At 65.3% G+C, this 23,801-nt stretch carries 25 protein-coding genes; 4 read left to right on the forward strand and 21 right to left on the reverse strand.

Going from position 1 to position 23,801, the window contains the following annotated elements:
* Positions 1–19: 19 nt before the first annotated feature.
* The 8 genes from ACODTW_RS08960 to ACODTW_RS08995 all read right to left on the reverse strand — a co-directional run bounded on the left by ACODTW_RS08960 (position 20) and on the right by ACODTW_RS08995 (position 10,390).
* Positions 20–3,115 carry a hypothetical protein gene (locus ACODTW_RS08960; RefSeq protein ID WP_488945629.1) on the reverse strand — a complete coding sequence of 1,032 codons (3,096 nt, stop codon included), beginning with the start codon at positions 3,113–3,115 and terminating at the stop codon, positions 20–22.
* Positions 3,116–3,118: 3 nt separating this feature from the next.
* On the reverse strand, positions 3,119–4,261 hold the full coding sequence (locus tag ACODTW_RS08965; RefSeq protein ID WP_488945630.1) for a P-loop NTPase family protein: 1,143 nt from the start codon (positions 4,259–4,261) through the stop codon (positions 3,119–3,121).
* A 204-nt stretch (positions 4,262–4,465) separates the two neighbouring features.
* Entirely contained in the window at positions 4,466–5,338 is an 873-nt protein-coding gene (sucD, locus tag ACODTW_RS08970; RefSeq protein ID WP_488945631.1) for a succinate--CoA ligase subunit alpha, read from the reverse strand.
* 1 nt (position 5,339) lies between these two features.
* Positions 5,340–6,536: an ADP-forming succinate--CoA ligase subunit beta gene (sucC, locus tag ACODTW_RS08975; RefSeq protein WP_488945632.1), complete on the reverse strand. Its 1,197-nt coding sequence runs from the start codon at positions 6,534–6,536 to the stop codon at positions 5,340–5,342.
* A 406-nt stretch (positions 6,537–6,942) separates the two neighbouring features.
* Positions 6,943–7,257 (reverse strand): hypothetical protein, encoded by a 315-nt coding sequence (locus tag ACODTW_RS08980; RefSeq protein WP_488945633.1) that lies wholly within the window; start codon positions 7,255–7,257, stop codon positions 6,943–6,945.
* A gap of 357 nt (positions 7,258–7,614) precedes the next feature.
* Positions 7,615–7,929 (reverse strand): hypothetical protein, encoded by a 315-nt coding sequence (locus tag ACODTW_RS08985; protein WP_488945634.1) that lies wholly within the window; start codon positions 7,927–7,929, stop codon positions 7,615–7,617.
* Positions 7,930–8,563: 634 nt separating this feature from the next.
* The gene (gene mdh / locus ACODTW_RS08990) at positions 8,564–9,529 is read right to left on the reverse strand and encodes a malate dehydrogenase (RefSeq protein ID WP_488945635.1); all 966 of its coding nucleotides are present in this window, start codon (positions 9,527–9,529) and stop codon (positions 8,564–8,566) included.
* A gap of 405 nt (positions 9,530–9,934) precedes the next feature.
* A complete protein-coding gene (locus tag ACODTW_RS08995) occupies positions 9,935–10,390 on the reverse strand; it encodes a nuclear transport factor 2 family protein (protein ID WP_488945636.1) in 456 nt (151 codons plus the stop codon).
* A 110-nt stretch (positions 10,391–10,500) separates the two neighbouring features.
* Here ACODTW_RS08995 and ACODTW_RS09000 point away from each other — a divergent pair, with 110 nt between their 5' ends.
* Positions 10,501–11,367, forward strand: coding sequence for a helix-turn-helix transcriptional regulator (locus ACODTW_RS09000; RefSeq protein WP_488945637.1), 867 nt, complete (start codon positions 10,501–10,503; stop codon positions 11,365–11,367).
* Positions 11,368–11,370: 3 nt separating this feature from the next.
* Here the strand turns inward: ACODTW_RS09000 and ACODTW_RS09005 are convergent, their stop codons facing one another.
* From ACODTW_RS09005 to ACODTW_RS09015, 3 genes are read right to left on the reverse strand one after another with little or no spacing between them, the layout of a single operon-like run.
* Positions 11,371–11,637, reverse strand: coding sequence for a hypothetical protein (locus ACODTW_RS09005; RefSeq protein WP_488945638.1), 267 nt, complete (start codon positions 11,635–11,637; stop codon positions 11,371–11,373).
* Positions 11,638–11,675: 38 nt separating this feature from the next.
* Positions 11,676–11,942, reverse strand: coding sequence for a hypothetical protein (locus tag ACODTW_RS09010; RefSeq protein WP_488945639.1), 267 nt, complete (start codon positions 11,940–11,942; stop codon positions 11,676–11,678).
* Between the two features lie 60 nt (positions 11,943–12,002).
* Positions 12,003–12,341, reverse strand: a complete 339-nt coding sequence (locus ACODTW_RS09015; protein WP_488945640.1) for a hypothetical protein — start codon at positions 12,339–12,341, stop codon at positions 12,003–12,005.
* A gap of 107 nt (positions 12,342–12,448) precedes the next feature.
* On the opposite strand from ACODTW_RS09015, the gene ACODTW_RS09020 reads away from it, so the two are divergent.
* Positions 12,449–13,039 carry a TetR/AcrR family transcriptional regulator gene (locus ACODTW_RS09020; RefSeq protein ID WP_488945641.1) on the forward strand — a complete coding sequence of 197 codons (591 nt, stop codon included), beginning with the start codon at positions 12,449–12,451 and terminating at the stop codon, positions 13,037–13,039.
* 9 nt (positions 13,040–13,048) lie between these two features.
* Here ACODTW_RS09020 and ACODTW_RS09025 read toward each other — a convergent pair whose 3' ends face one another.
* The 3 genes from ACODTW_RS09025 to leuD form a co-directional block, all read right to left on the reverse strand.
* Positions 13,049–13,438 (reverse strand): GNAT family N-acetyltransferase, encoded by a 390-nt coding sequence (locus ACODTW_RS09025; protein ID WP_488945642.1) that lies wholly within the window; start codon positions 13,436–13,438, stop codon positions 13,049–13,051.
* Between the two features lie 109 nt (positions 13,439–13,547).
* Positions 13,548–14,669 carry a 3-isopropylmalate dehydrogenase gene (leuB, locus tag ACODTW_RS09030; protein ID WP_488945643.1) on the reverse strand — a complete coding sequence of 374 codons (1,122 nt, stop codon included), beginning with the start codon at positions 14,667–14,669 and terminating at the stop codon, positions 13,548–13,550.
* A gap of 129 nt (positions 14,670–14,798) precedes the next feature.
* Positions 14,799–15,410 carry a 3-isopropylmalate dehydratase small subunit gene (gene leuD / locus ACODTW_RS09035; RefSeq protein ID WP_488945644.1) on the reverse strand — a complete coding sequence of 204 codons (612 nt, stop codon included), beginning with the start codon at positions 15,408–15,410 and terminating at the stop codon, positions 14,799–14,801.
* Positions 15,411–15,609: 199 nt separating this feature from the next.
* On the opposite strand from leuD, the gene ACODTW_RS09040 reads away from it, so the two are divergent.
* Positions 15,610–15,984, forward strand: coding sequence for a VOC family protein (locus tag ACODTW_RS09040; RefSeq protein ID WP_488945645.1), 375 nt, complete (start codon positions 15,610–15,612; stop codon positions 15,982–15,984).
* A 292-nt stretch (positions 15,985–16,276) separates the two neighbouring features.
* Here the strand turns inward: ACODTW_RS09040 and ACODTW_RS09045 are convergent, their stop codons facing one another.
* The 5 genes from ACODTW_RS09045 to ACODTW_RS09065 all read right to left on the reverse strand — a co-directional run bounded on the left by ACODTW_RS09045 (position 16,277) and on the right by ACODTW_RS09065 (position 21,364).
* Complete coding sequence (locus tag ACODTW_RS09045) at positions 16,277–17,248, reverse strand: tripartite tricarboxylate transporter substrate-binding protein (protein WP_488945646.1); 972 nt, start codon at positions 17,246–17,248, stop codon at positions 16,277–16,279.
* A 59-nt stretch (positions 17,249–17,307) separates the two neighbouring features.
* A complete protein-coding gene (locus ACODTW_RS09050) occupies positions 17,308–18,816 on the reverse strand; it encodes a tripartite tricarboxylate transporter permease (protein WP_488945647.1) in 1,509 nt (502 codons plus the stop codon).
* Between the two features lie 3 nt (positions 18,817–18,819).
* A complete protein-coding gene (locus ACODTW_RS09055; protein ID WP_488945648.1) occupies positions 18,820–19,266 on the reverse strand; it encodes a tripartite tricarboxylate transporter TctB family protein in 447 nt (148 codons plus the stop codon).
* Positions 19,267–19,459: 193 nt separating this feature from the next.
* The gene (locus tag ACODTW_RS09060; RefSeq protein WP_488945649.1) at positions 19,460–20,362 is read right to left on the reverse strand and encodes a type 2 periplasmic-binding domain-containing protein; all 903 of its coding nucleotides are present in this window, start codon (positions 20,360–20,362) and stop codon (positions 19,460–19,462) included.
* Positions 20,363–20,464: 102 nt separating this feature from the next.
* The gene (locus ACODTW_RS09065; protein ID WP_488945650.1) at positions 20,465–21,364 is read right to left on the reverse strand and encodes a LysR family transcriptional regulator; all 900 of its coding nucleotides are present in this window, start codon (positions 21,362–21,364) and stop codon (positions 20,465–20,467) included.
* A gap of 114 nt (positions 21,365–21,478) precedes the next feature.
* On the opposite strand from ACODTW_RS09065, the gene ACODTW_RS09070 reads away from it, so the two are divergent.
* Complete coding sequence (locus ACODTW_RS09070; RefSeq protein WP_488945651.1) at positions 21,479–22,069, forward strand: HD domain-containing protein; 591 nt, start codon at positions 21,479–21,481, stop codon at positions 22,067–22,069.
* On the opposite strand, the gene ACODTW_RS09075 is transcribed toward ACODTW_RS09070, so the two are convergent.
* The gene (locus tag ACODTW_RS09075; protein ID WP_488945652.1) at positions 22,066–22,578 is read right to left on the reverse strand and encodes a DUF2059 domain-containing protein; all 513 of its coding nucleotides are present in this window, start codon (positions 22,576–22,578) and stop codon (positions 22,066–22,068) included. The genes ACODTW_RS09070 and ACODTW_RS09075 overlap by 4 nt on opposite strands.
* A 71-nt stretch (positions 22,579–22,649) precedes the next feature.
* Positions 22,650–23,693, reverse strand: a complete 1,044-nt coding sequence (locus tag ACODTW_RS09080; RefSeq protein ID WP_488945653.1) for an ABC transporter substrate-binding protein — start codon at positions 23,691–23,693, stop codon at positions 22,650–22,652.
* Positions 23,694–23,801 lie beyond the last annotated feature (108 nt).

The following is a 23,801-nucleotide window of genomic DNA, read 5'->3' on the forward strand; positions in this document are numbered from 1 at the left end:
GGGCGGCGCCTGCCGCCCCTCAGCCCTTGTTCTTGCGTCCGGTCCGGCGTTTGGGCCTGGCCCGGGGCGTTTCGGCCGGTTCCGGCATCCAGACGCGGCGGATGGCCAGGGCGATATCCGGGTCCACCCGCTGCAACGCGGCCGGATCACGGCCCGCGGCATGGAACAGGGCCGCAGCCTCCATCAAGGCGGCACGCGTGGCATAGCGCGGCGACAGTTCATCGCGCAGCAACCCCGCCAGATCTTTCAGCAGACCGGCATCGGTCAGTTTCGCCGCCAGTTCATCCAGCAGGCCGTTGAGGAAGGGGGTGAAATCCACCTCGTCGGTCCCACCGCCGGACAGGGCCCGTACACAGCCCGCGATTGCGGCATAGGCTGTGGCCCGGCCTTGTTCTTCGGAGAGGGTGATAGCCGCGGTGGCGGTGAGTTCATCTACATGCGCATATTCCGCGTCATCGAAGTGCGGCCAAGCCCTGCGCAGCAGGGGCAGGTCATCGGCCCAGCGGTTACGCCGCAGCAAGGCGGGTGCCAAATGCCAGAGGTTTCGGGGTGCGCGTCTTGCATTGTCACCGGTGGAAAGCTGCGTCAGCAGAGGTAGCCACTGCTCCGCCGCCCACCGAACATCATCATCCCGGTTAAGGGCGGCGGCGCTTCTGATCAGCCAATAGAGAGCATTGTCAGCGCCGAAATGGTCTCCTCGCGATGCCGCCAGCGCGAAAGTCTCCCAGGCGCGTTTGATGGCCGCTTCATGCTGGCCGGAAAGGCTCAAACTGACGGTCATGATCCGCAGGCATTCCGCCTGTTCATAATCGTCGCCGATCTCCGCCGCGATGGTTGCGGCATCCTCTGCGGTTGCAGTCGCCTCCTCATACCGGTCGAGTTGAAGCAGGTTCCAAGCGGCGGTACGCAAGGCTCTAGCCTCCTCGTCGGGTTGGTCGGTTTGATGCGCAAGGGCTGCGGCCTGGCTGGCTGTCGCAAAAGCCTCATCATGACGGCCAAGCTGCCCGAGGCTCCAGGCGGCATAGCGCAATGCAGGAGCTTGCTCGTCGTGTCGACCGGTTTGATGCGCGAGCGCTGCTGCCTCGTGGGCTGTCGCAACCGCCTCCTCATGGTGGCCAAGCTCCCCGAGGTTCCAGGCGGCATGGCGCAAAGCAACAGCCTGCTCGTAGGGATGGTCGGCTTGATGTGCAAGTGCTGCGGCCTGCTGTGCAGTTGCCACGGCTTCCTCGTGCCTTCCGAGCCTCCCGAGACAGAATGCCGTATGGCGCAAGACGATGGCTTGCCGAGCTATCCAGTCCTGCTTGTGATCCGTGTCCAACTCCAAGGCACGGCTAGCCACCTTAAAGGCGCGGTCGGCCGCTGCGATGGCATCGGCGTCCTGTTCAATCTGAATGTGTGTCCAAGTCAGACGGCGACTTACCAGTTCCTGGTCCAGCAAGTCCCCATCCAAATTCACAATTTCCCAGGCGGCTTTCAGGCTGCTCAGTCTTTCTGGCGCCTGGGACGGGTAGAGTGCCGACATGAGCAGCAGGGCCGTCACCTGTCCGTCACGATTGTCGGCCTGCCGGAACTGTTCTTCAATCGCCCGCGTCTCCTGCAAGGCCTTGTCGTCAACGCCCGCCAGATAATGGGCGATGGCCAGCAGCAGCCGGTGCCAGATGGACAGGGACGCGGGAACCTCATGCCGGGACAGGCGGGTGCAGATATCGGCCGCGACCGCGCGATCAAGGCCGATCCCGTCCATATCCTGGGCCAGCAGGTTGCGCCATTCGGGCGCCATCCGGCCGATGGCGGTCAGGCAGCGGCCAACCAGTTCGCCTGCTATCGCCTCACGATCCCGGATTTCCCCAAGAGGAGGTGCTTTTTCCTGGTTGGCCAGGGACAGCAGGAAGCGGGCCTCCGGTCCCTTGCCGGACAGGGCCAGGCGCATGGCCTGTTCGCGCTTTTCCGGATTGTTGAAATAGAGCTTCAGGAATTCGGCGATGGCTTCGAACGGGCTGTAATCCTGCCCATGCAGCAGATGGCGCTTGCGGTAATAATGGGCGAAGACGCGGTCTTCGACGCGGTAGAGCGTTTCCTTGCCATCCGTGGCCCGATCCCCGACCACAATGCGGCCGGCCTGCAATTCGCGGAAGGCGCGGGCGATGTCGGATTGTTTGGCGCCCACCCGGTCGGCCAGGGCCGATTGTGAACAAGGTTCCCCCCCGCGCAGCAGGGCATCCAGCAGGCTTTGCGCCCGCCCGCCCAGCGACTGAATCCGGTCCTGGTAATAGGGGGTCAGTTCATCGACCAGCTTGTCCAGCAGTTCCGCCGTGGTCAGCGCATCATCATTCAGCAGCACATCGCCCAGAATCACCGACAGGCGCGGGTTGCCGCCGATGAAGGTGGCAATGGCCCGCGCCTTCGCCTCCCGCTCCGGCGTCAGTTCCTGCTGCCGCTCCTGCACCAGTTTGCCCAGATAGGCGACGCAATCGGCCTCGCTCCAGCCATGCAGCTCAACCGGGGTGAATTGCCGGAACAGGGGTGCCGCCGGAAGATTGTCGATGTCACCCGCGGCGGACCCGGCCAGCAGCATGACCCGGTTGCCGGAATCATTCAGCCAATGGCGCAGCGTCGCCTGTTCCACCCGTTCGGGAAAGGCCTTGGCCAGCAGCATGTCCAGGTTTTCGACAATGGCCACCAGAAGGCCCTTGCCGGTGCCGAAGGTGGCATCAAGTGCCGCGTCCAGATCGGCCCTTGCCTGTTCCCAAAGGCCGCTGCGTTCCCATTGCGGCACGACGCTTTGCGGCGGTTCACGCAGAAAGACGCGCCGGATTTCCCGCAGAAGCAGATCCGGCGCATTGATGTTCATCTGTTCTTCCGGCAGCAGCGCCACGCCCACGCTTTCCCCCGCCGCCCGCCGACCCGACAATTCCAGTTGGGTCAGGCGCATCAGGAAGCTTTTGCCAAAGCCGCGCGGGGCCCGGACGATCACATGGCTGCGGGCGCCGCCGGCGGCCAGATTGCTGTCCACAATCCGCAGGATGGCATTCAATTCGGCATCCCGGCCCGTGCGAAGGCGCAGGATCGTCGCGTCGTCAATATCGTGGGGATTGAAACGGAAAATGCCAGACATGGCCTATGCCCCCAACCACAGGCGGACAAGGGGGGATGTGGGCGACACGCCCTGTGTATGGCTGATGGTCAGGAAACCATCTTCGCGCAGCATCGCCGCGAACATATCAGCCTCCGCCTTCACGATTTTCGTCAGCTTGGCCATGAAATCCGCATGCGGCATGGGGGTGGCCTGTTCGCAGATCTGTCGGATCAGCGTGCGGATGGGCGTGACCTTTGGGGTGTAGCCCTTGATCCGTTCATCAAACTGCCCCACGAACACCGTTTCGAACTCCGGCATCAACCGGTCCTGCAGCAGGGTGTTGAAGGCGTCGCCGCCGGGCGGCGGGCCTTCATACTGAAGGTGCTGCATGGCATATTGAATGATGGCGGGATAAAGTGCCGGCAGGGCGCCGACCAGCCATCCCGTCATGTCCTCACGCCACCAGGACAACCCGGCGCCCGTCGCCAGTGCCGACACCATCCCGGATGCTTCACCGGCGGAAAGCGGCAGAAGGTCGAAACGGTTCAGATCGCGGAGCAGGTTCCCGTCAATATTGTGACGTCGGACCCAGCTGTGCATGCCGATGGAGCCGGTGATCAGCATCGGCATGCCCTGTTTGCGCCAATAGGTGAGTTGCCCCAGCAGTGATTCGATCTGTGAGGCGGTCGCGCCTGCCTTCATGGCATGGTCGCAAAGGTCGACAACCTCATCCAACAACAGGATAGGGCGCTTTTCCAGCTCCAGCGTTTTGATCTGGTCGCCGATGAAACGGCCGATGGCAACGCTGTATTCGCTGAGGTCGTGCTGCTGGGGTGAACCCTGCGGGGCCTTCCCCTTGGAGCGCAGCCAGGGCAGAACCGCGTCGAGGATGATCGCCGGGATGGTCTGCGCGTTGTTCAGCGCCTCTGTAATCTCTTTCCCGCAGCCCGACCGAGCCAATGCCTTCAGATATTCCTTAAAGAAATTTCCCAGGTGACCGATGCTTTGCACGTCCATGGCGATGACATGGCGGTCCCTCTCCGCCAGCCGCGTCGACACCGCTCTCATGACGCTGGATTTGCCGATGCGGCGCAGCCCGAACAGGCTGGCGCTGTCGCCGCGTAACAGCGTGTCGATGATGCGGCGTTCGACATCTGCACGGGGCAGATAGTCTGCACCCTCCACGCTGTTCCCATACCGTATCCGCATGAGGGGACCTATGATCAATGGCTCATATCTGCCTTTGCTCATACCTTCCTGATGCCGGATCGTCAATTATGACTTCTGACAGATATCTGTGAATGGACATATGTGAAGGGCATAAACAAAAACCCCCGCCGGATCGCTCCGGCGGGGGTTTTCATTACTGCAACGCTGTGAGCCGAAAAATCAGCCCAGCGCCTTCACCATGGTCGAACCCAGGCTGGCCGGGCTTTCGGAGACATGGATGCCGGCGGCGCGCATCGCCTCGACCTTGAATTCGGCCGTGTCGTTGCCGCCGGAGATCACGGCACCGGCATGGCCCATGCGGCGGCCCGGGGGGGCCGTGCGGCCGGCGATGAAGCCGACGACGGGCTTCTTCAGGCCCGACGCCTTGATGTACTCCGCACCGTTCACCTCTGCGTCACCACCGATCTCGCCGATCATGATGATGCCTTCGGTTTCCGGATCGCGGGCGAACATTTCCAGCGCGTCCACGAAGTTCGTGCCGTTGACCGGATCGCCGCCGATGCCGATGCAGGTGGTCTGACCCAGGCCCGCGGCCGTCGTCTGCGCCACCGCTTCATAAGTCAGCGTGCCGGAACGGGAGACGATGCCGATCTTGCCACGCTTGTGGATGTGGCCCGGCATGATGCCGATCTTGCACTCGTCCGGGGTGATGACGCCCGGGCAGTTCGGACCGATCAGACGCGTGCCGCTGTTGGCCAGGGCCCGCTTGACGCGGACCATGTCCAGCACCGGGATGCCTTCGGTGATGCAGACCACCAGCGGCAGTTCGGCATCGATGGCTTCCAGGATGGCGTCGGCCGCGAAGGGCGGCGGCACATAGATGACCGAGGCGTTGGCGCCGGTCTTCAGCACCGCGTCCGACACGGTGTCGAACACCGGCAGGTCCAGGTGCTTGGAACCGCCCTTACCGGGCGTGACGCCGCCGACCATCTTGGTGCCATAGGCGATGGCCTGTTCGGAATGGAAGGTCCCCTGCGCGCCGGTAAAGCCCTGGCAGATGACCTTGGTGTCTTTGTTGACGAGAACGGCCATGTTACGCAGCCTCCTTCACGGCCTTCACGATCTTTTCCGCGGCGTCGGCCAGATTGTCGGCCGACAGGATCGGCAGGCCGCTGTCGGCCAGGATCTTCTTGCCGAGATCGACATTCGTGCCTTCCAGGCGGACCACCAGCGGAACATGCAGGGACACTTCACGCGCGGCGGCGACAACGCCTTCCGCAATGACGTCGCAGCGCATGATGCCGCCGAAGATGTTGACCAGGATGCCTTCGACATTCGGATCGGACAGGATCAGCTTGAAGGCGATCGTCACGCGTTCCTTCGTGGCGCCACCACCGACGTCCAGGAAGTTCGCGGGCTCGCCGCCATACAGCTTGATGATGTCCATGGTGGCCATGGCCAGGCCGGCGCCGTTGACCATGCAGCCGATGTTGCCATCCAGCTTCACATAGTTCAGGCCGTGCTTGGTGGCTTCCGTCTCCGAGGCTTCCTCTTCCGACGGGTCGCGCAGCTCTTCCACGTCGGCATGACGGTAGAGCGCGTTGTCGTCGAAATTCACCTTGGCGTCCAGCGCGATGACGTCACCGGCACCGGTCACGACCAGCGGGTTGATCTCCACCATGCTCATGTCCAGGTCGATGAAGGCCTTGTACATGGCGCTCATGAACTTGGCGGCCGCATTGACCTGCTTGCCTTCCAGGCCCAGGGCGAAGGCGACCTTGCGGGCGTGATAGCCCTGCAGGCCTTCGACCGGGTCGATGGCGACCTTGGTGATCTTTTCGGGGTGGCTGTGGGCCACTTCCTCGATCTCCATGCCGCCTTCGGTGGAGGCGACGATGGTGACGCGCGAGGAGCCGCGATCCAGCAGCATCGACAGATACAGCTCGCGCTTGATGTCAGCGCCTTCCTCGATATAGAGGCGGCCGACTTCCTTGCCTTCCGGACCGGTCTGCTTGGTGACCAGCACCTGGTTCAGCATGGCGGCGGCGTTGGACTGCACATCATCCACGCTCTTGACGACGCGGACGCCGCCCTTGCCGTTCGGGTCGTTCTTGAAACGACCAGCGCCGCGGCCACCGGCGTGGATCTGCGACTTGACCACCCAGACGGGGCCACCCAACTCGGTGGCGACCTTGGCGGCTTCTTCCGGCGTGTAGGCAACGCCGCCACGCGGCACGGCGACGCCGTATTTCTTCAGCAGGCCCTTGGCCTGGTACTCATGGATATTCATTGGTCAGCCGTCTTGCTCTGGATGGGAGACGGGCCGGCCAAGCGGGGGGTCCGCAGGGCCGCGCGCGGGGCTGATCCCTGCGCGGGCGGCACTTTAGCACTATGCCCAACGGGATCAACCATCCAAAGGTCCCGGACAGGCCCCCCGAACATAGCGAAAATGCCGTGGCGATGGCAGTGAGCGGGGCGGGTGGCATGGCGCAAACCCTTGCGCTGCAACAGGCGCATGCCGCATCTGCACAGGAATCCACCCCGCGCGCGCAGGGGTGCCATGTAATGCGTACAAGTCCGCTACCGGCCCCCGGCGGCCAAAACGCGGCGGGGCGGGCGACCATGTGGCGATGGGCAGGGGCCATGTCCGGTCCGCCGGACGCGGCCCCTGGTCCGATCCACGGGTCCGGGAAGGATCAGCCGCCGCGGCTCTTGAAGGCCTTCAACTGCTTGTTGAAGTTGGCGGCCAGCTTCTCCATGCGCTCGGTCGACTTGTTATAGCCTTCCACATCCATCTTGCCACGCTTGCCTTCGGCGGTCAGGCAGGCCTGATATTCTTCCGTCGCGGCGATGTAGGACTTCACGGCTTTCACGGCATCGGCCATCTGGGCTTCCGTTGCGGTGGACCCATCGGGCAGCGCCGGCGGTTCACCCTGTTCACAACCCGCAAAGGCGGCGGGCGCGAAGATACCGGACAGAATCGTGGTGATCAGGATTGCTTTCTTCATCATTGGACACCCCCACAGAACTATAAAATTTTAGGAAACATTAATTCCCATCCCGCAATGGAATCGGATTTTTGTTTCCTGGCGTTTTTATTGGGTGCCAAGTTATCCCCAAATGACTAATTATTAGGCGTGTTCGCCATTTTCTCCCTAAACTTAAGGATAAGGATAGTTTCAACATCACCGCCCGTCAATTCCATCGGGCATGGAGAAAAACACAAAAGGCCCGGAAATCGGCTGATTTCCAGGATCGGGCACCGGTCTGTGAAAAATCGGGACGGGCGGCGCATCGGCGCCCCCTTGGACAGAAAACCCCGCACCGGTAACCGGCGCGGGGTCTGTCTCCAGCCAGGACGGCTGAAATCAGCCGTTGCGGGCCTTGAAGGTCTTCAGCTGCTTGTTGAAGTCAGCAGCCAGAGCTTCCATGCGGGCGGCGGACTGGTTGTAGGCGTCGATATCGACCTTGCCACCCTTGCCGGCTGCTTCCAGGCAGGCCTGGTATTCTTCCGTGGCCACGATATAGGCCTTAACGGCCTTCATGGTCTCGGCCATCTGGGCCTCGGTGGCCGTGGCGCCATCCACCAACTTCGGCGGCATGCCCTGCTCGCAGCCAGCGGCGAAGGCGGAGGTGGCGGACAGGGTCAGCAGGGCGGTGGCGAACAGCAGGGCGGTCTTCATTGGGATATCCTATTCCTTCGTCAAGGCCGTCGAACTGCGGGGGACGGCGGTCGCGGGTTTAGCGTCAAGCAAGGCCAAGGGCAACGGCTTCGCGCCTGTCACAAGGGCGGAACCGCCATTCCCGGCAATGTCAAATGAGCCGACCCGGGACGCGTGCGCCACAGGCCGAGAGGTGTGGGATATGGCTTCGCAAGGTCTTTCCGTCGCATCAGGGAGGACCCGGTGTGGCGGCCTTGTCGTGGCGTGGACTATAGGCGGCACCCGTAACCGAATAGTTAATTTTATGAAGGGAACCTATCCTTTCGTCGTGCGACAATGCAGACCAGTTCTGCAACGTCCGCAATCATCCGATACTATGTCTTTGCAAATAATTCGCGGGATTTTATCTAATATTTTATCTATGGACGCTTCGTTTCACCGCCGGCCGGGCGCAGGAAACATCCGAGACAATATGTGATGCCGACGGTCATAATTTATAACCGTCGGTACGGCGGCGACCGCCGCCGTACCGCTCGTGCGGCGTAAGCCAAGCCAGCCGATGGTGCGAGAGGCCGCGGAAAAGAAAAACCCCGCGCCCGGAAAACCCGGGCGCGGGGTCATTCAACCTCATCCGGCCGGACGGCCGGGAGCGGGATCAGCCTTCGGCCGAAACCTTCTTGGTCACATCGACCAGCACCTTAACGGCGTCGACCGACTTGTCGAAATTGGCCTTCTCCTCGGCGGACAGCTCGATCTCGATGATCTTTTCCACGCCCTTGGAGCCGATGATGGTCGGCACGCCGATATAGAGGCCGTCCACACCATACTGGCCGGTCAGCTTGGCGGCCACCGGCAGGACGCGCTTCTTGTCCTTCAGATAGCTTTCGGCCATGGCGATGGCGGAAGCGGCCGGGGCGTAGAAGGCGGAGCCGGTCTTCAGCAGGCCGACGATCTCCGCCCCGCCGTCACGGGTGCGCTGCACGATCTTGTCCAGCTTCTCCTGCGTGGTCCAGCCCATCTTCACCAGGTCGGGCAGCGGGATGCCGGCGACGGTGGAGTAACGGACCGACGGGACCATGGTATCGCCATGGCCGCCCAGCACGAAGGCGGTGACGTCTTCGACCGACACGCCGAATTCTTCGGCCAGGAACCAGCGGAAGCGGGCGCTGTCCAGAACGCCGGCCATGCCGACCACCTTCTCCGGCGGCAGACCCGACACTTCCTGGAACAGGCCGACCATGGCGTCCAGCGGGTTGGTGATGACGATGACGAAGGCGTTGGGGGCGTGTTCCTTGACGCCGGCGGCCACGACCTTGATGACCTTGGCGTTGATGCCGACCAGATCGTCACGGCTCATGCCCGGCTTGCGCGGCACGCCGGCGGTGATGATCACCACGTCGGCGCCGGCGATGTCGGCATAGTCGGACGTGCCCGAATAACCGGCGTCGAAGCCCTGGACCGGCGACAGTTCGGCGATGTCCAGCGCCTTGCCCTTGGCAACGCCCGCAAAGTCCGGAATGTCGAGCAGGATGACGTCACCCAGCTCCTTCTGACCGGCCAGCAGGGCCAGCGTGCCGCCGATCTGGCCGGCGCCGATCAAGGCGATCTTCTTGCGTGCCATGGGAATTTCCCTTCGATTTGGTTCGGGACAGGAAACAAGATTGCGTTGGGAACATTCGGCGCGCGCTGATGAATAGCTGCGGTGCGGAATGACCCTGGCCGGCGTGATTAGCCTGAAACAGCCGTTCGGGCAAGCCGACAAGGGTCGTGGGTGGGGGGTGGCTGGCAAGCGCCCAGCGCAGGGCGCCCATGCGCCGCGGCCCGGCGCCGGTAGCGGCCACCGCATCGTTACAGAATACCTCGGTATTCTACCAATCGGCCAAAGGCTTGAGCTTTGGCCGATTGGAGGCCGGCCACCACCGGCTTGGCGCCCCCATGCGCGCGCCAAGCCGGCGGATGGTGGCAAGCGGTGCTTGAGGGAACAAGGAAATCTCCCTTGATCGGTCACCATCAAGGGAGATTGGGGCTACCCCCGCGGCTTGGGCTGCCACATGGCGTTGACGATGACCCAGCGGTCGCCGAAGCGGCCCAGGTGGAAATAATCGATGAACCAGGGCGTCTCCACCCGCGCCACGGCCGTGTTGCCGGCCACGTCCAGCACGCGGACCGTGCGGTCCCATTTCTCCTTCGGTGTCTTCAGCACGCCCTGGCGGGTCAGTTCCACCAGCTCGTCCTTGCTCATGCGGCGCAGGGCCAGCAGCTCGTCCGTATCCGGCTGACTGCGCACGGCGCGCTTGGCCAGATCAGGATGCAGAGAGCGGGCGACGCGGGCGGGGTCGCCCTCCAACTGGCCATCGACATAGTCATAGGCCGTGGCCTCGATCGCTTCCAGGGTGGCGGCGTCGGGCGGTGGCAGGGTCTGGGCCCCGGCGGCGGGGGACAGCAGAAATGCGGCGAACAGCAGGCAGGCGGACAGGCGCATAAGGGTGGCTCCGGAGATGGGCAAGGTTCTGGACCCTTCCTGTGATTGACGCCGCCTGTCGCCAAGCCTGAAACTGTCGCCTGATCGGATCGGGCAGGGGATTGAGCGGAATGGGCAGGCGGGTGGGGGCGACGGACGGGCTGGCGGCACTGCTGCAGGGCCTGCGCCTGGACGCGATGCACCTGGACGGGGTGCGGGTCACGCCCTTGTCGCCCGCCATCCGGCCCCACCGGTCCGGCGGGCCCGTCTTCCTGTTCGCGCGGGAAGGGGCGGCGCATATCACCCTGGCCCAGCCCGATGCCGCACCCGTGCTGATCCGGCGCGGCAGTTTTGCGGCTCTGCCCCATGGGCACGGATTCCGCTTGTCGCCCGCACCGGACCACGCCGCCGCGTCCCTGTTGATCGGACAGGCCATGATGGGAGAGGGGGCCGGTGCGGCCCCCTTGCTGGACCGTCTGCCGCCATTGCTGTTCATGTGCCCGTCGCGCACCCTGGGCGTCGACTGGCAGGACGGCACCTTCGCCCTGATCGAAGAGGCGGCGGCGCAGGGCGATGTGGCAGGGCGTCTGGTGGCGCAGCGGCTGCTGGAGTCGCTGTTCATCATCGCCGTGCGCCGATTCCTGGAAACCAACGAAACCTACGCCCTGGGCGCCAGTCCCACGGCCACGGCCATCGGCCGCGCCCTGATGCTGTTGCAGGACCGGATGGCGGAGGATTGGACCCTGTCGGCGCTGGCCGCCGCCTGCGGCCTGTCACCGGCCACCCTGACCCGGCGTTTCCAGGCCCTGGTGGGGGAGGCGCCGATGGCGCACCTGACCCGGCTGCGCATGGAACGGGCGGCACAATGGCTGAAGACCGGGGAGGGCAAGGCGGCCGCGGTGGCGGCCCGCCTGGGATACCGGTCGGAGGCCGCCTTCGCCCGGCGGTTCAAGGAATTCCACGGCATGGGGCCCGGTGCCTTTCGCCGCGCGGGATAAGGATCAGTCGCGCCCGCCCCAGCGCCAGCGTATGTCGCCGTCCGTCCGGTTCCGGATGATCCACAGGAACAGGCCGGTACACAGGCCCAGCCAAGTCACGCCAATCAAGGCCGGCCAGGGCAAGGGCAGGTCGGACGATGCCGATCGGCAGGCCAGCATACCGAGGCCCAGGATGAGACCGTAGGCCAGGGACGCCAGCCAGCCCTCCCAGGATACGGGCGTGTAGCCAAGGCCGTAGAGCTTTGGTCGGAACCACATGCGTTGTTCCATCACATCTTCCTTCAAGATGGGACAAGGCGGGATAAGGATCAGTCGCGCCCGCCCCAGCGCCAGTGCATGTCCCCTTCCGTGCGCCCTTCGATGAACCAGAAGAACAGGCCCGTGCAGACCGCCGTCCAGGCCAGGGCGATCAGACCGGGCCAGGGGTGCGGCATGTCGCCGACCATGAATTTCAACACCACCATGCCGGCCGCCAGGACGACAGCGAAAGCCAGGATCGACAGCCAACCTTCCCAGGTACGCGGGGAAAAGCCGTAGCCGAAACGCTTCGGGCCGAACCAGCGACGCCGCTCCATCACAACTTCCTCCGGCAAGATGATGTGATGGACATTACTCCTTTTGCGCGAGTTCGGCAATCAGACTCGGTCCGCCCCGCGGAAGCCCGACAGGACGTAACGAGGGAAGGTGACGACCTGTTCCAGGCTGACCCGGCCCAGGAAATCCAGCGGCCCGTCGAACGGTTCCGGCACCACCGCCTCGCGCTTGTGGCCGATACCCTGCATCACCAGCCCGATGGGCAGGGCCAACAGAGCCAGGCCGCCCAGGGACCAGTCGCCCTGGACCAGACCCAGCCACAGGCAAGCGGGGATGGCGGCGGCCATGAAGGGGGCGGACAGGAAATGCAGGATCAGGTTCACCCGGTCCCGATGCCGGGGCTCATAGCCCTGCCACTGCCGCTGCAACAGCGTCCTCATAAGTGATCTCCCCAGGGACAATCCGCACCTTGCCCACTGTGGGCGGCGGTGCGATCTTAACGGTGATTAGATTGGCGACCAATCTAAACAGTGTCAAGATGCGATGGATGCATATGCGACAGACCCCCTATCACCATGGCGATCTGCGCCGGGCCCTGGTTGAGGCGGCGCTGGCGGAACTGCGCGAACAGGGACCGGACGGGCTGTCGCTCAGGGCCTGTGCGCGCAGGGCCGGGGTGACGCCGGCCGCCCCCACGCATCATTTCGGCAATGCCGATGGCCTGCTGGATGCCCTGTCGGTGGAAGGGTTCGCGCTGCTGACCCAGGCGCTGCGGCAGGCCAGGCAGGCGGCGGCGGGGGCCGATGCGGCGCTGGCGGCCTGCGGCATGGCGTACCTGGATTTCGCCGCGCGGGAGCCGGCTTTGTACCGGCTGATGTTCCGGCGCTGTGCCGCCCCACATCGCGGCCCGGATGATCCGCTGCGTGTGGGCGGGGCGGAAGCGGCGGCGGAGGTGGGCATGGCCCTGGCAGGTGCGCTGACGGCGCGCAGCATGGGGACCGAGGATCTGGCGGAACGCACAAGGCTGGCCTGGGCGGGCGTGCATGGGCTGGCCCTGCTGCCCTTGCCGCCCGACGATGCGGGGCCGTCACCGGACCGGATGGTCAATCGGCTGATGGTGGCGCTGCTGGCACCGTGACGCCGGTCATCACGGTTCGGCCAGGCGTGTCAGGTCATCCCCGCTGATCCCCATCAGGGTCACCGGTTCCGTCACCGCACCCAGGGCGCGATAGAACAGGGCGGCGCGGATATTGGCGGGGCGGGCGTGCCAGGACAGCCAGTTCAGCCCGTCGGCCCGCGCCAGCCGGGCAGCGGCGGACAGCAGGGCACGGCCGATGCCGGACCGGCGCGACCCCGGCTCCACATAGAGATTTTCCAGCACCAGCCCGCCCGTGGCCGACTGGCTGTCATAGCCGCGGGTCAGCAGGGCCAGACCGGCGGGACGGCCGGCGCGTTCGGCGATCAGGCAGGTGAACAGGGGCCGGTCGCCGAATCCTTGGCGCCGGAACAGGGCCGGGGTCAGGGCGGGCGGGTCCATGCCTTCTTCCGCCGACAGGGCGGCGATCAGGGCACAAACAAGTTCGGCGTCCGCTTGGGTTGCCCCACGGACGCCGATCTCAGCAGGCGCTTGCTGCTTGTCCACCGGATCAGGCGGCGGCGGCAGCCAGCTTGTCCATCTCGCGCAGGATGCTGTCGGCCATGACGGAGGTCGAGCACTTGGCCATGCCCGGCTGCATGATGTCGCCCGTGCGCATGCCGGTGTTCAGCACATTCTCCACCGCCGTTTCCAGGATGTCCGCCTCGGCCTGCAGGTCAAACGACCAGCGCAGGGCCATGGCGAAGGACAGGAACATGGCGATCGGGTTGGCCAGATCGCGGCCGGCAATGTCCGGGGCCGAACCATGCACCGGCTCATACAGGGCCTTGCGCTTGCCATTGGCATCGGTCGCCCCCAGCGAGGCGCTGGGCAGCATGCCGATGGAACCGGTCAGCATGGAGGCTTCGTCCGACAGGATGTCGCCGAACAGATTGTCGGTGACGATCACGTCGAACTGCTTGGGATTGCGCACCAGCTGCATGGCGGCGGCGTCGGCCAACATGTGGCTCAGCTCCACATCGGCATATTCGGCCTTGTGCAGGGCGATGACTTCCTGACGCCACAGCAGGCCGGATTCCATCACATTGCCCTTGTCGGACGAACAGACCTTGTTGCCGCGCTTGCGCGCCAGTTCGAAGGCCACGCGGGCGACGCGCTGGATCTCGTGCGTGTCATAGACCTGGGTGTTGATGCCGCGACGCTCGCCATTGGGCAGGGTGGTGATGCCGCGCGGTTCGCCGAAATAGACGCCGCCGGTCAGTTCGCGCACGATCATGATGTCCAGGCCGCGCACGACGTCGGGCTTCAGCGTGGAAGCATCGACCAGTGCGTCGAACACCTTGGCCGGGCGCAGGTTGGCGAACAGCTCCATCTCCTTGCGCAGGCGCAGCAGACCGGCCTCCGGGCGCTTGTCGAAGCCCAGATTGTCCCACTTCGGACCGCCCACGGCGGCCAGCAGCACGGCGTCCACGGCCAGGGCGCGGGCCATGGTCTCGTCCGTCAGCGGCGTGCCATGCGCGTCATAGGAGCAGCCGCCGACCAGGCCTTCTTCGACCGCGAATTCGATGCCGCGCTTGCGGGCATACCAGTCGATGACGCGGCGGACCTGACGCATGACCTCGGGACCGATCCCGTCGCCCGGCAGCAGAAGGAGCGAACGCTTCGTCGACATTGGAATACCTCTGTATGTTTGCTTGGCAGTAGCGGCTGTCGTCCGGCCGCCGGTGATGTCATAGACCTTCGCGGGCACGACGCCAAGAGGCGCCGCACCCCACCTTCGGATGGTGCTGGCCCGATTGGGTCAGGAAGCCCAGAGCCAGGGCTGGCCCTGCTTGGCCGTGCCTTCGAACGCGTCGATGGCGTCGGCGTTGCGCAGGGTCAGACCGATATCGTCCCAGCCATTCAGCAGGCACTGGCGACGGAACGGCTCCACGTCGAAGCCGATCTTCTCTCCGTCCGGCAGGGTGATTTCCTGCGCTTCCAGATCGACGGTGAAGGTGGCGTTGGCGCCATTGTCGGCGGCGGCCATCAGCTTTTCCACCACCTCGGTCGGCAGGCGGATGGGCAGGATGCCGTTCTTGAAGCAGTTATTGAAGAAGATGTCGGCAAAGCTGGGCGCGATGACGCAGCGGATGCCGAAATCGGCCAGCGCCCAGGGCGCATGTTCGCGGCTAGAGCCGCAGCCGAAATTGTCGCCCGCGACGACGATCTTGGCCTGGCGATAGGCCGGCTTGTTCAGCACGAAGTCGGGCACCTCGGCGCCATCCTTGAAGCGCATCGAGGCGAACAGGCCGGCACCCAGGCCCGTGCGCTTGATCGTCTTCAGATAGTCGGCCGGAATGATCATGTCCGTATCGACATTCATGAGACGCAGCGGGGCGGCGACGCCGGTGAGCTGAACAAACTTTTCCATGGGGACAATCCGACCGAAAAGAGGATCAAACGGCCCCCGTTTTGCCATGCGGCCGGTGTGCGGCGCAATACATGATCGTTGGAAGGCAGCCCTGCGACAGAAGCTTGCGTGGAATTCGACCTTGGCCGGGATGGCAAGTGGGTGCCGGCATCACTATCTTAACCTTAACCAAGAAGGTCATAAGTGGAGGTTCGGCGCCATGCGTGTGTTTCGGATCACCTTGTCGGTCGGGGATATCGACCATGCGACCCGGTTCTATCAGGCGCTGCTGGCCCAGCCCGGCAGCCGCGTGTCGCCGGGCCGGCAGCATTTCGACCTGGGCCAGATGGTGCTGGCCTGCTACGCGCCCTCCGCGGAAGGGGACCCGTCCCCGCCCACGCCGCTGTCCCAGCCCCTGCATTTCGCCGTCCATGATCTGGCGGCGTTTTACGAGCGCGCGACGGTCGCCGGTGCCCTGTTCGGGCCCGACGATGCCATCACCGACGATAAATGGGGCGAACGCGGCTTCACCTGCCGCGACCCGTTCGGCAATCCGCTGCGCTTTGTGGAGGCGGGGACGGAGTTTGCGGGGTAGGGGCCGCTCTTTGGTCTGCAGGTCGGTGTGATTTCAACCATCACGCCCCCGTCACCCCGGCGAAAGCCGGGGCCCAGCGTGAGGCGCGGTCAGCGCCGATAAGACTCATATCGCGGCAGACGCCGCTCTACGCCTGGGCCCCGGCTTTCGCCGGGGTGACGGGAGAAGGGGCGGAAAACGACGTGCCCACAGCTTAACTTTGCGCCCATGAGCGCCCATGGGCCTTCGCCGGGATAACGGAAGAAAGGAGCGGGGCGGTACCATCTGGACCGCCCCGTCCCGCCCCCCCCCCTCAATCCGCATAGACCCCGGCGGCGGTGATGACCGGCTTCCAGCGGTCGATTTCCGATGCCACGAAATCGCCCAGCGCCTTGGGCGTGGCGCGGGCCTCTGCCACCGGCTCGGTGCCCAGTTCGTTGAAGCGCTGCTTCACCATGTCGTCCTTCAAGGCCACCTTCAGGGCATCCGACAGCTTGTTCACAACCGCGTCGGGCGTGCCCTTGGGGGCGTAGAGCCCGTGCCACACGGCCACTTCCACCCCCGGCAGGCCGGCTTCCTTCGTCGTCGGCAGGTCGGGCATGGAGGCGACGCGGGTGGGCGTGGTTACCGCATAGGCCTTGACGGCACCGCCCTTGATCTGCCCGGTCGTGTTGGTGGTCTGATCGCAAAGCAGGTCCACCTGACCGGCCACCAGATCATTCATCGCGGGCCCTGTGCCCTTATAGGGAACGGTGGTCAGCGGCGTGGCCAGCGCCTGCATGAACAGCATGCCGCACAGATGCGATGCCGCACCCACGCCGGCATTGGCCAGGGTCACCTTGTCCGGGTTGGCCTTCACATAGGCGACCAGTTCCTTCAGGTCCTTGGCCGGGAAATCCTTGCGCGCCACGATGGTCATGGGCACGTCGGTGACCAGGCCCACGGGGGCGAAGTCGGTCTTGGCATTATAGGGCAGCTTGCGATAGAGCGTGGCCGAGGTGGCCTGGCCGATATGGTGCAGCAGCAGGGTGTAGCCGTCGGGATCGGCCTTGGCCACGCGCGCCGCCCCGATGGTGCCGCCGGCCCCGCCGACATTTTCCACCACCACCTGCTGGCCCAGAGTCTTGCTCATCGACTGGGCAACCAGACGGGCGACGGTATCGGTCGGCCCGCCGGCGGCGAATGGCACCACCATGGTGACGGGGCGGGTCGGATAATCCTGGGCCGGGGCCGTGGCGACCCCGATCAGCAAGGCCGCCACAAGGGCGATGGGTGCGAAGCGCATGGATCCTCCTGTTTGTTTGTTATCGGTTGATGGTTGCAACGCCCGGCATGGCGGGACGCTCACTCTTCCTCGTGGAACACTTCCTCGCGCCGTTTGCGGACCGAGGGCAGCAGCACCAGGGCCAGTAGGATCACGGCCACGACCAGCAACGCCGCCGACAGCGGCCGCGTCACGAACACCGTCGGGTCGCCTCTAGCGATCAGGAAGGACCGGCGCAGGTTCTCCTCCATCAGCGGGCCCAGCACGAAGGCCAGCAGCAGAGGGGCGGGTTCGAACCCGTTCTTCAGCAGGAAATAACCTACGCCGCCGAACAGGGCGACCAGCATGACATCCACCCCCGACGAATTGATGGAATAGACGCCGATGCAGCAGAACATCAGGATGGCCGGGAACAGGATGCGATAGGGCACCTTCAGCAGCCGCACCCAGACGCCGACCAGGGGCAGGTTGATGATGACCAGCATGGCATTGCCGATCCACATGCTGGCGACCATGCCCCAGAACAGGGTCGGATTCTCGGTCATCACCTGGGGCCCCGGCACGATGCCCTGGATGGTCATGGCACCCACCATCATGGCCATGACGGCATTAGGCGGAATGCCCAGGGTCAGCAGCGGGATGAAACTGGTCTGCGCGCCGGCATTGTTGGCGCTTTCCGGCCCCGCCACCCCTTCGATGGCGCCCTTGCCGAAGCGCGACGGCGTCTTGGACAGCTTCTTTTCCAGGGTGTAGCTGGCATAGGGCGCCAGCACGGCCCCGTTGCCGGGCAGGATGCCCAGGACCGAGCCCAGGGCCGTGCCGCGCAGCACGGCGGGAAAGCTCTGCTTGATATCGGCCCAGGTCGGCATCAGGCCCGTGATCTTCGCCCCGATCACCGATCGGTCCTGGGTCTTTTCCAGATTGCGCAGGATTTCCGCCACGCCGAACAGGCCGACGGCCAGGGTGGTGAAATTGATGCCTTCCGCGATCTGGGGGATGTCGAAGGTCAGGCGCTGTTCACCGGTTTCGATGTCCGATCCCACACAGCCCAGCAGCAGGCCGACAATGATCATGGCCACGGCCTTCAGCACCGATCCCGATGCCAGCACGGTGGCCCCGATCAGCCCCACCAGCATCAGCGCGAAATATTCCGGCGGCCCGAAATTCTGCGCAAACGCGGCCAGCAGCGGCCCGAACAAGGCCACCAGCAGGGTGGCGACCGATCCGGCGAAGAAGGAGCCCAATGCTGCGATGGCCAGCGCCGGCCCCGCCCGCCCCCGCTTCGCCATCTGGTGCCCGTCCAGCGTGGTGACGACGGACGAGGTTTCGCCCGGCATGTTCACCAGGATGGCCGTGGTGCTGCCGCCATACTGGGCGCCGTAATAGATGCCGGCCAGCATGATCAGGGCCCCCAGCGGGTCCAGATAGAAGGTGATGGGCAGCAGGATGGCGATGGTGGCAATGGGCCCCAGGCCCGGCAGCACCCCGATCAGGGTGCCGACCAGCGCGCCGGTGAAACACAGCGCCAGATTGATGGGGGAGGCGGCGGCCCCGAATCCCATGGCAAGGTTAGAGAACACATCATTCATGGTTCACACCCGCGGCCAGAGGGGGAAGGGCAGACCAAGCGCCAGCACGAACAGCCCGACGGCAAACAGGATCAGCACCACGCTGACCACCGCCAGCTCGCGCCATTTCGTGTCCTCCTCCGCGATTGCGGCGATACCGAACAGCAGTGCGGACGCGATGACCAGCCCCAGTGGCCGGATGGCCAGGCCGAAGGCGACGATGGCACCCAGCAGCGGCAGCGCCTGGCGCCAGTGCAGCCGGTCCAGCGGCGGCCCGTCCAGCACCAGCGACCGGGCGGCGATGACCAGCCCCAGCAGGCCCGTCAGCGCGGCCAGCACGGTGGGGAAATAGCCCGGCCCCATGCGGGATGCCGTGCCCATCTTCAATTCACCCAGCTGGCTGAAGGCCAGGATCGATAAAAGGATCAGGGCGATGCCGCCCACCAGATCCTGGGGGCTACGCACGCGCATGGCGCACCTCCCCCGGACAGCGGAACCCCTTGAACGCGGAAAATCGCATTCGTCCGTCCCTCCCTGTTGTCCCCCGGTTTCTTGGCCGGTCGTGATGCCGGATGCCGGGGTGACTGGCTGTGCGCCAGGATCAACAGTAACAAGGCAGACCCCATGTCGCAATGTCGCAAGGGGCGGCAAAAGGCGTGGCAGATCAGTTGATCGGCTGGATCGACACGTCCAGCCACAGGCGACTGTCGTTCAGCGGCGTTTCCGGCGGCAGGTCGGGGTTTTTCAGCCGGAAGACCCGCGCGCTCTGATAGCGCGTGATGGGGAAGATCATGGATGTGGAGGGATGATCCTGCATGAAGCGGCGCAGGTCCCCGTGGGCGACCATCTTCCGCAACCCGTCGGTCAGGCGCCGGGCCAGTTCCGGTTCGTCCGGTGCCACGAACAGATACATGGGCAGGGGGTAGACCAGCAGCAGCCGGTCATAGACCATGATGCCGGGGTCCTTCATGGCCGCCACCTCCCCATCGATCTCGTTCAGGGCGCGAGGAAGATAGTCGCAGCCGCCATCATGCAGGGCCGGATAGGCCAGATCGATCCAGGCCATTTCCACCACGCGCAGCCCGGCAGCGCGCAGCACGGTCGTGTCGGGCCAGAAGGCCCCCTGGCAGGCCTTCAGCTTGCCCAGCTGTTCCAGACTGGTGATGGCATCGAATTCGGCCTTGCGGTCGGTACGGATGACCAGCGCCCGCTGCCCTGTCAGCCCCATATCCAGCGGGATGCGGATGGGCGGCACCATGGATTCGCGCTGGATGTTGGTCGTGGTCCAGAGCAGGTCCAGCCGATGATGCTGCAACTGTGCCAGCAGACGCGCCTGGGGCACATCCTCCGGCACCTTCTGCAGCCGGGCCGGCCCATAGCCATCGGCGGTATCCGCCAGCAGCCGTTCGATCAGGTCAAGATAATAGGAGCGGACATTCGCCCCGGCAGGGGAGGCATTATGTTCGATGCGATAGACCTTCACGCCGCCCTGTGTGTCGGCGGCAAGCCCTGCCCCTCCGGGCGCCAACAGCACCGCAAGCAGCAGAATGGCCGCCAGCCACCGCATCCAGGATCTCCCGCCCGTCACTTCCCCGTGGCTGCATACATTGACATGTATGCATATGCCCAGCGGCATCATAACCCACGAGCGCAAATACCGCGCCCTTCATCAGGCGGACAGGTCCGGAAAATTTGCCGCTACATGGTCCACGAACAGCCGGATGCGGGGCGACAGATGGCGGCCGGCGGGCCACAGGATATGGAACTGCCCGACCGGGCGCACATGGTCGGCCAGAATAGAGACAACCCGCCCCGCGGCCAGGGACCCGGCCGCCACAAAGCAAGGCAGGCAGGCGATGCCCAGCCCGCTTTCGGCCAGGAACAGCCGCGCCGCGGCCGTATCGGCCACGGCGGTGACCGGCAGGTCGGCGGGCGGATCGTCGGGACCAGGGGCCAGCAATGGCCAGGGTTCGGGCCGGCCGGTTGCGGGGTGACGATGGTGCAGACAGGCATGGCGGGTCAGGTCAGCCGGGCTGTCGGGCACGCCGCGATCCGCCAGATAGGCGGGCGACGCCACCAGCACATGCCGGAAGCCGCCCAGGCGACGGCTCATCAGGCGCGAATCGGACAGGGGGCCGGTGCGGATGACGGCGTCGAAACCGTCTTCGATGATATCCGCCAATTGATCACTGGCCGCGATTTCCAGCCTGATGTCAGGCCAGCGCCGCTGGAAATCCGCCAGCAGCGGCAGCAGGGCCGCTTCGGCCACCGCGGGCAGGCCGACGCGCAGGGGCCCGCGCGGAGCCTGACGCGACAGGGCCAGCTCCGCCTCCGTCTCCGTCATTTCGGCCAGGATGCGCTGACAGCTTTCCAGATATAGCCTTCCCTCCGGCGTCAGGGTCAGGCTGCGGGTGGACCGGTGGAACAGGCGCACGCCCAGCCGTTCCTCCAGCCGGGCCACGGCCTTGCCCACGGCTGACGCGGAGACACCGGCCTGCCGCCCAGCCTCCACGAAGCTGCGGTTTTCCGCCGCCTGCATGAACAGATGCACGCCGCCAAACCGATCCATGATCACCTTCCATTACGGACAATATTGTCCGTAATGATCGGAAGCCTAGCCGATTTTTCCCGCCATGACAGCGCCCTATGCTGCCGCCCGCTGATGATGAAGGGGAGGATGGCCATGGCAATGGCCCGGATCGTGTCGTTCGTTCTGGAACTGGACCGGCTGAAGGCGGTGACGCGCAAGGTGCGGCCGCGCGGGCTGGACCGGTATGAGAACTCTGCCGAACATAGCTGGCACCTGACGCTGCTGGCCCTGTCGCTGGCCCCGCATGCCGGGCCGGGCGTGGATATCGACCGGGTGCTGCGCATGCTGCTGGTCCATGATATCGGGGAGATCGATACCGGCGACACGCTGTTCTTCATCCAGGAGGGGCGGGCGGAACGCAAACAGGCCGAGGAACAGGCCGTCGCCCGCATCACCGGCCTGCTGCCGGACGGGCAAGGGGATGTCCTGCTGAAACTGTGGCAGGAGTTCGAGGCGGGAGAGACGGCCGAGGCGTGCTTTGCCCAGGCCCTGGACCGGGCCATCCCCGTGCTGATGAACCTGAACAATGACGGGCAGAGCTGGCGCGAGAATGGCATCACCCATGCCCAGGTCATGGCCCGCGTCGGCCCGCCCATCGCCGCCGGCTGCCCGTCGCTGTGGGAATATCTGGTCCAGCGGCTGGACGCCGCCCGCGATGCGGGCTGGTTCGGGATCGCGGGTTAAAGCCGTTTCGGCACCGCCAGACCGCGATCCTTCGCGGCTTTCGTGAAACTGTCCCAGGCCCGGTCGGCCACCCCTTCGGCCCAGGCCTGGCCCAGCGCCATGCTCTGTTGCAGGATGGTGGGGGACAGGGTCACCAGCTTGCGCGCCACGGGCGAACGGTAGAAGGCGATCAGCTGATCCAGCTCGGCAGCCGTGAAATGGGCGGCATAAAGGCCGGCGATGCCGCGTGTCAGGTCGGGCAGGGCGGCACGGGCCCGCGGCGTGAAATGGTCACGCACCAGGATCGTCACTTCCGGTTCCCGCCCCGGATTGGCCTGGGCCAGCACTTCCTCCGCCTGCCGGGTGACGATGGACAGCGTCTGGTCGGCCAGGGCCTGCGCACCCGACAGGTCCAGCAGGGTGCGGGCCTTTTCCAGGCGCAGCTTGTCATCCGCCGCACCGGCCGCGGGAGCGGACAAGGGCGCCAGGCAGAAGAGCAGGGTCAGCAGGCAGGCAAATATCTGACGCACGCGGGTCACCCCTTCAACTGGCGGAGGGCGCACAGCCTAAAGAGTGCGGAAGGGGCGGAAAAGCACCATTATCAGCCGGTCAGCAGCGGGGAGACCGACAGCTCATATCGGCGGTTGCGCTGCCGGAAGCGGCTGAAATCGGTGCGTCCCCAGCCGTCGCCGCCAAAGCGGGCCAGATAGGGGGCGATCTGGTCGCGCTCCAGCGCCGCCAGGGTCAGGCTTTGCGAGATGCCGCCGACGGCGGCAAAATCCAGGCCGTCGGCATGGTCACGCAGCCAGGCCAGCGCCCAGGCCCCCAACAGAAAATGGCCGCCGACCGACAGATGCAGCCGCCCGTCCACCACGGCCTGCAGCGCTTCCTCCTGCCAGTTCATGCCCACCAGGCACAGATCCCTGCCAGGCTGGCGGCCCAGGACCTGGGCCGCTTCCATGGCACCCAGCGCCATGTCGTCATTGGCGCACCAGATACCTTGCACCTGCGGCTGCCGGCGCAACAGGGACAGCGTGCGCTCCCGCGCCTCATCCCGGCTCCAGTTCAGGGGCACATGGTCCAGCAGGACCGCATCGCCATCCTCCGCCAGCGCCGCGCGCAACCCGTCGGACCGTTCCTGTCCCGCCGGCGTCGCCACAATCCCCCCCAGCGCCAGGATCTGCACGGGGCCGCCCTTTCCTGCCGGTCGGCGCGAACGGCAGGCGGACAGCAATGCCCGGCCCATCATATGGCCCGCCCCCAGATTGTCGGGAACCAGGCTGCCCAGCAGCAGCGGGCTGCGTTCACGCGGCTGACCCATCATCGCCACGTCGTCCGCCGCCAGACCGCTGAACACGATCAGCGACGGAATACCGGCGGCCAGGGCGGCGGTCAGGAGCGGCTGGGCCGTGCGATGTTCGTTCACCACCAGCAGATAGTCGGGCCGCTGCGCGATGATCGCCTCGCCCTCGGTGATGATGGTCTGCCGGTCGCGCTCGGCCCAGTCGGTGATCAACTCAATGTTGAACTGGTGGGCGGCGGACCGCATCACCAGATCGACCATCTGCCAGAACCGGTCGCTGCGCCGCCCTGGATTGACGAAGCCAACCCGCAATGGTGCCGCCACGATAGCCCGCGCCGGCATGGCGCAAGCCACCATTGCCGATTGGAGCAGAATGCGTCGTGAGAGCAATTCGATCACGGGGCTGGCCTGCGCCGATTGAACATGATGGCGCATACTAAACCATTTCCG

It is taken from the genome of Niveispirillum sp. FG148 (assembly GCF_057809655.1).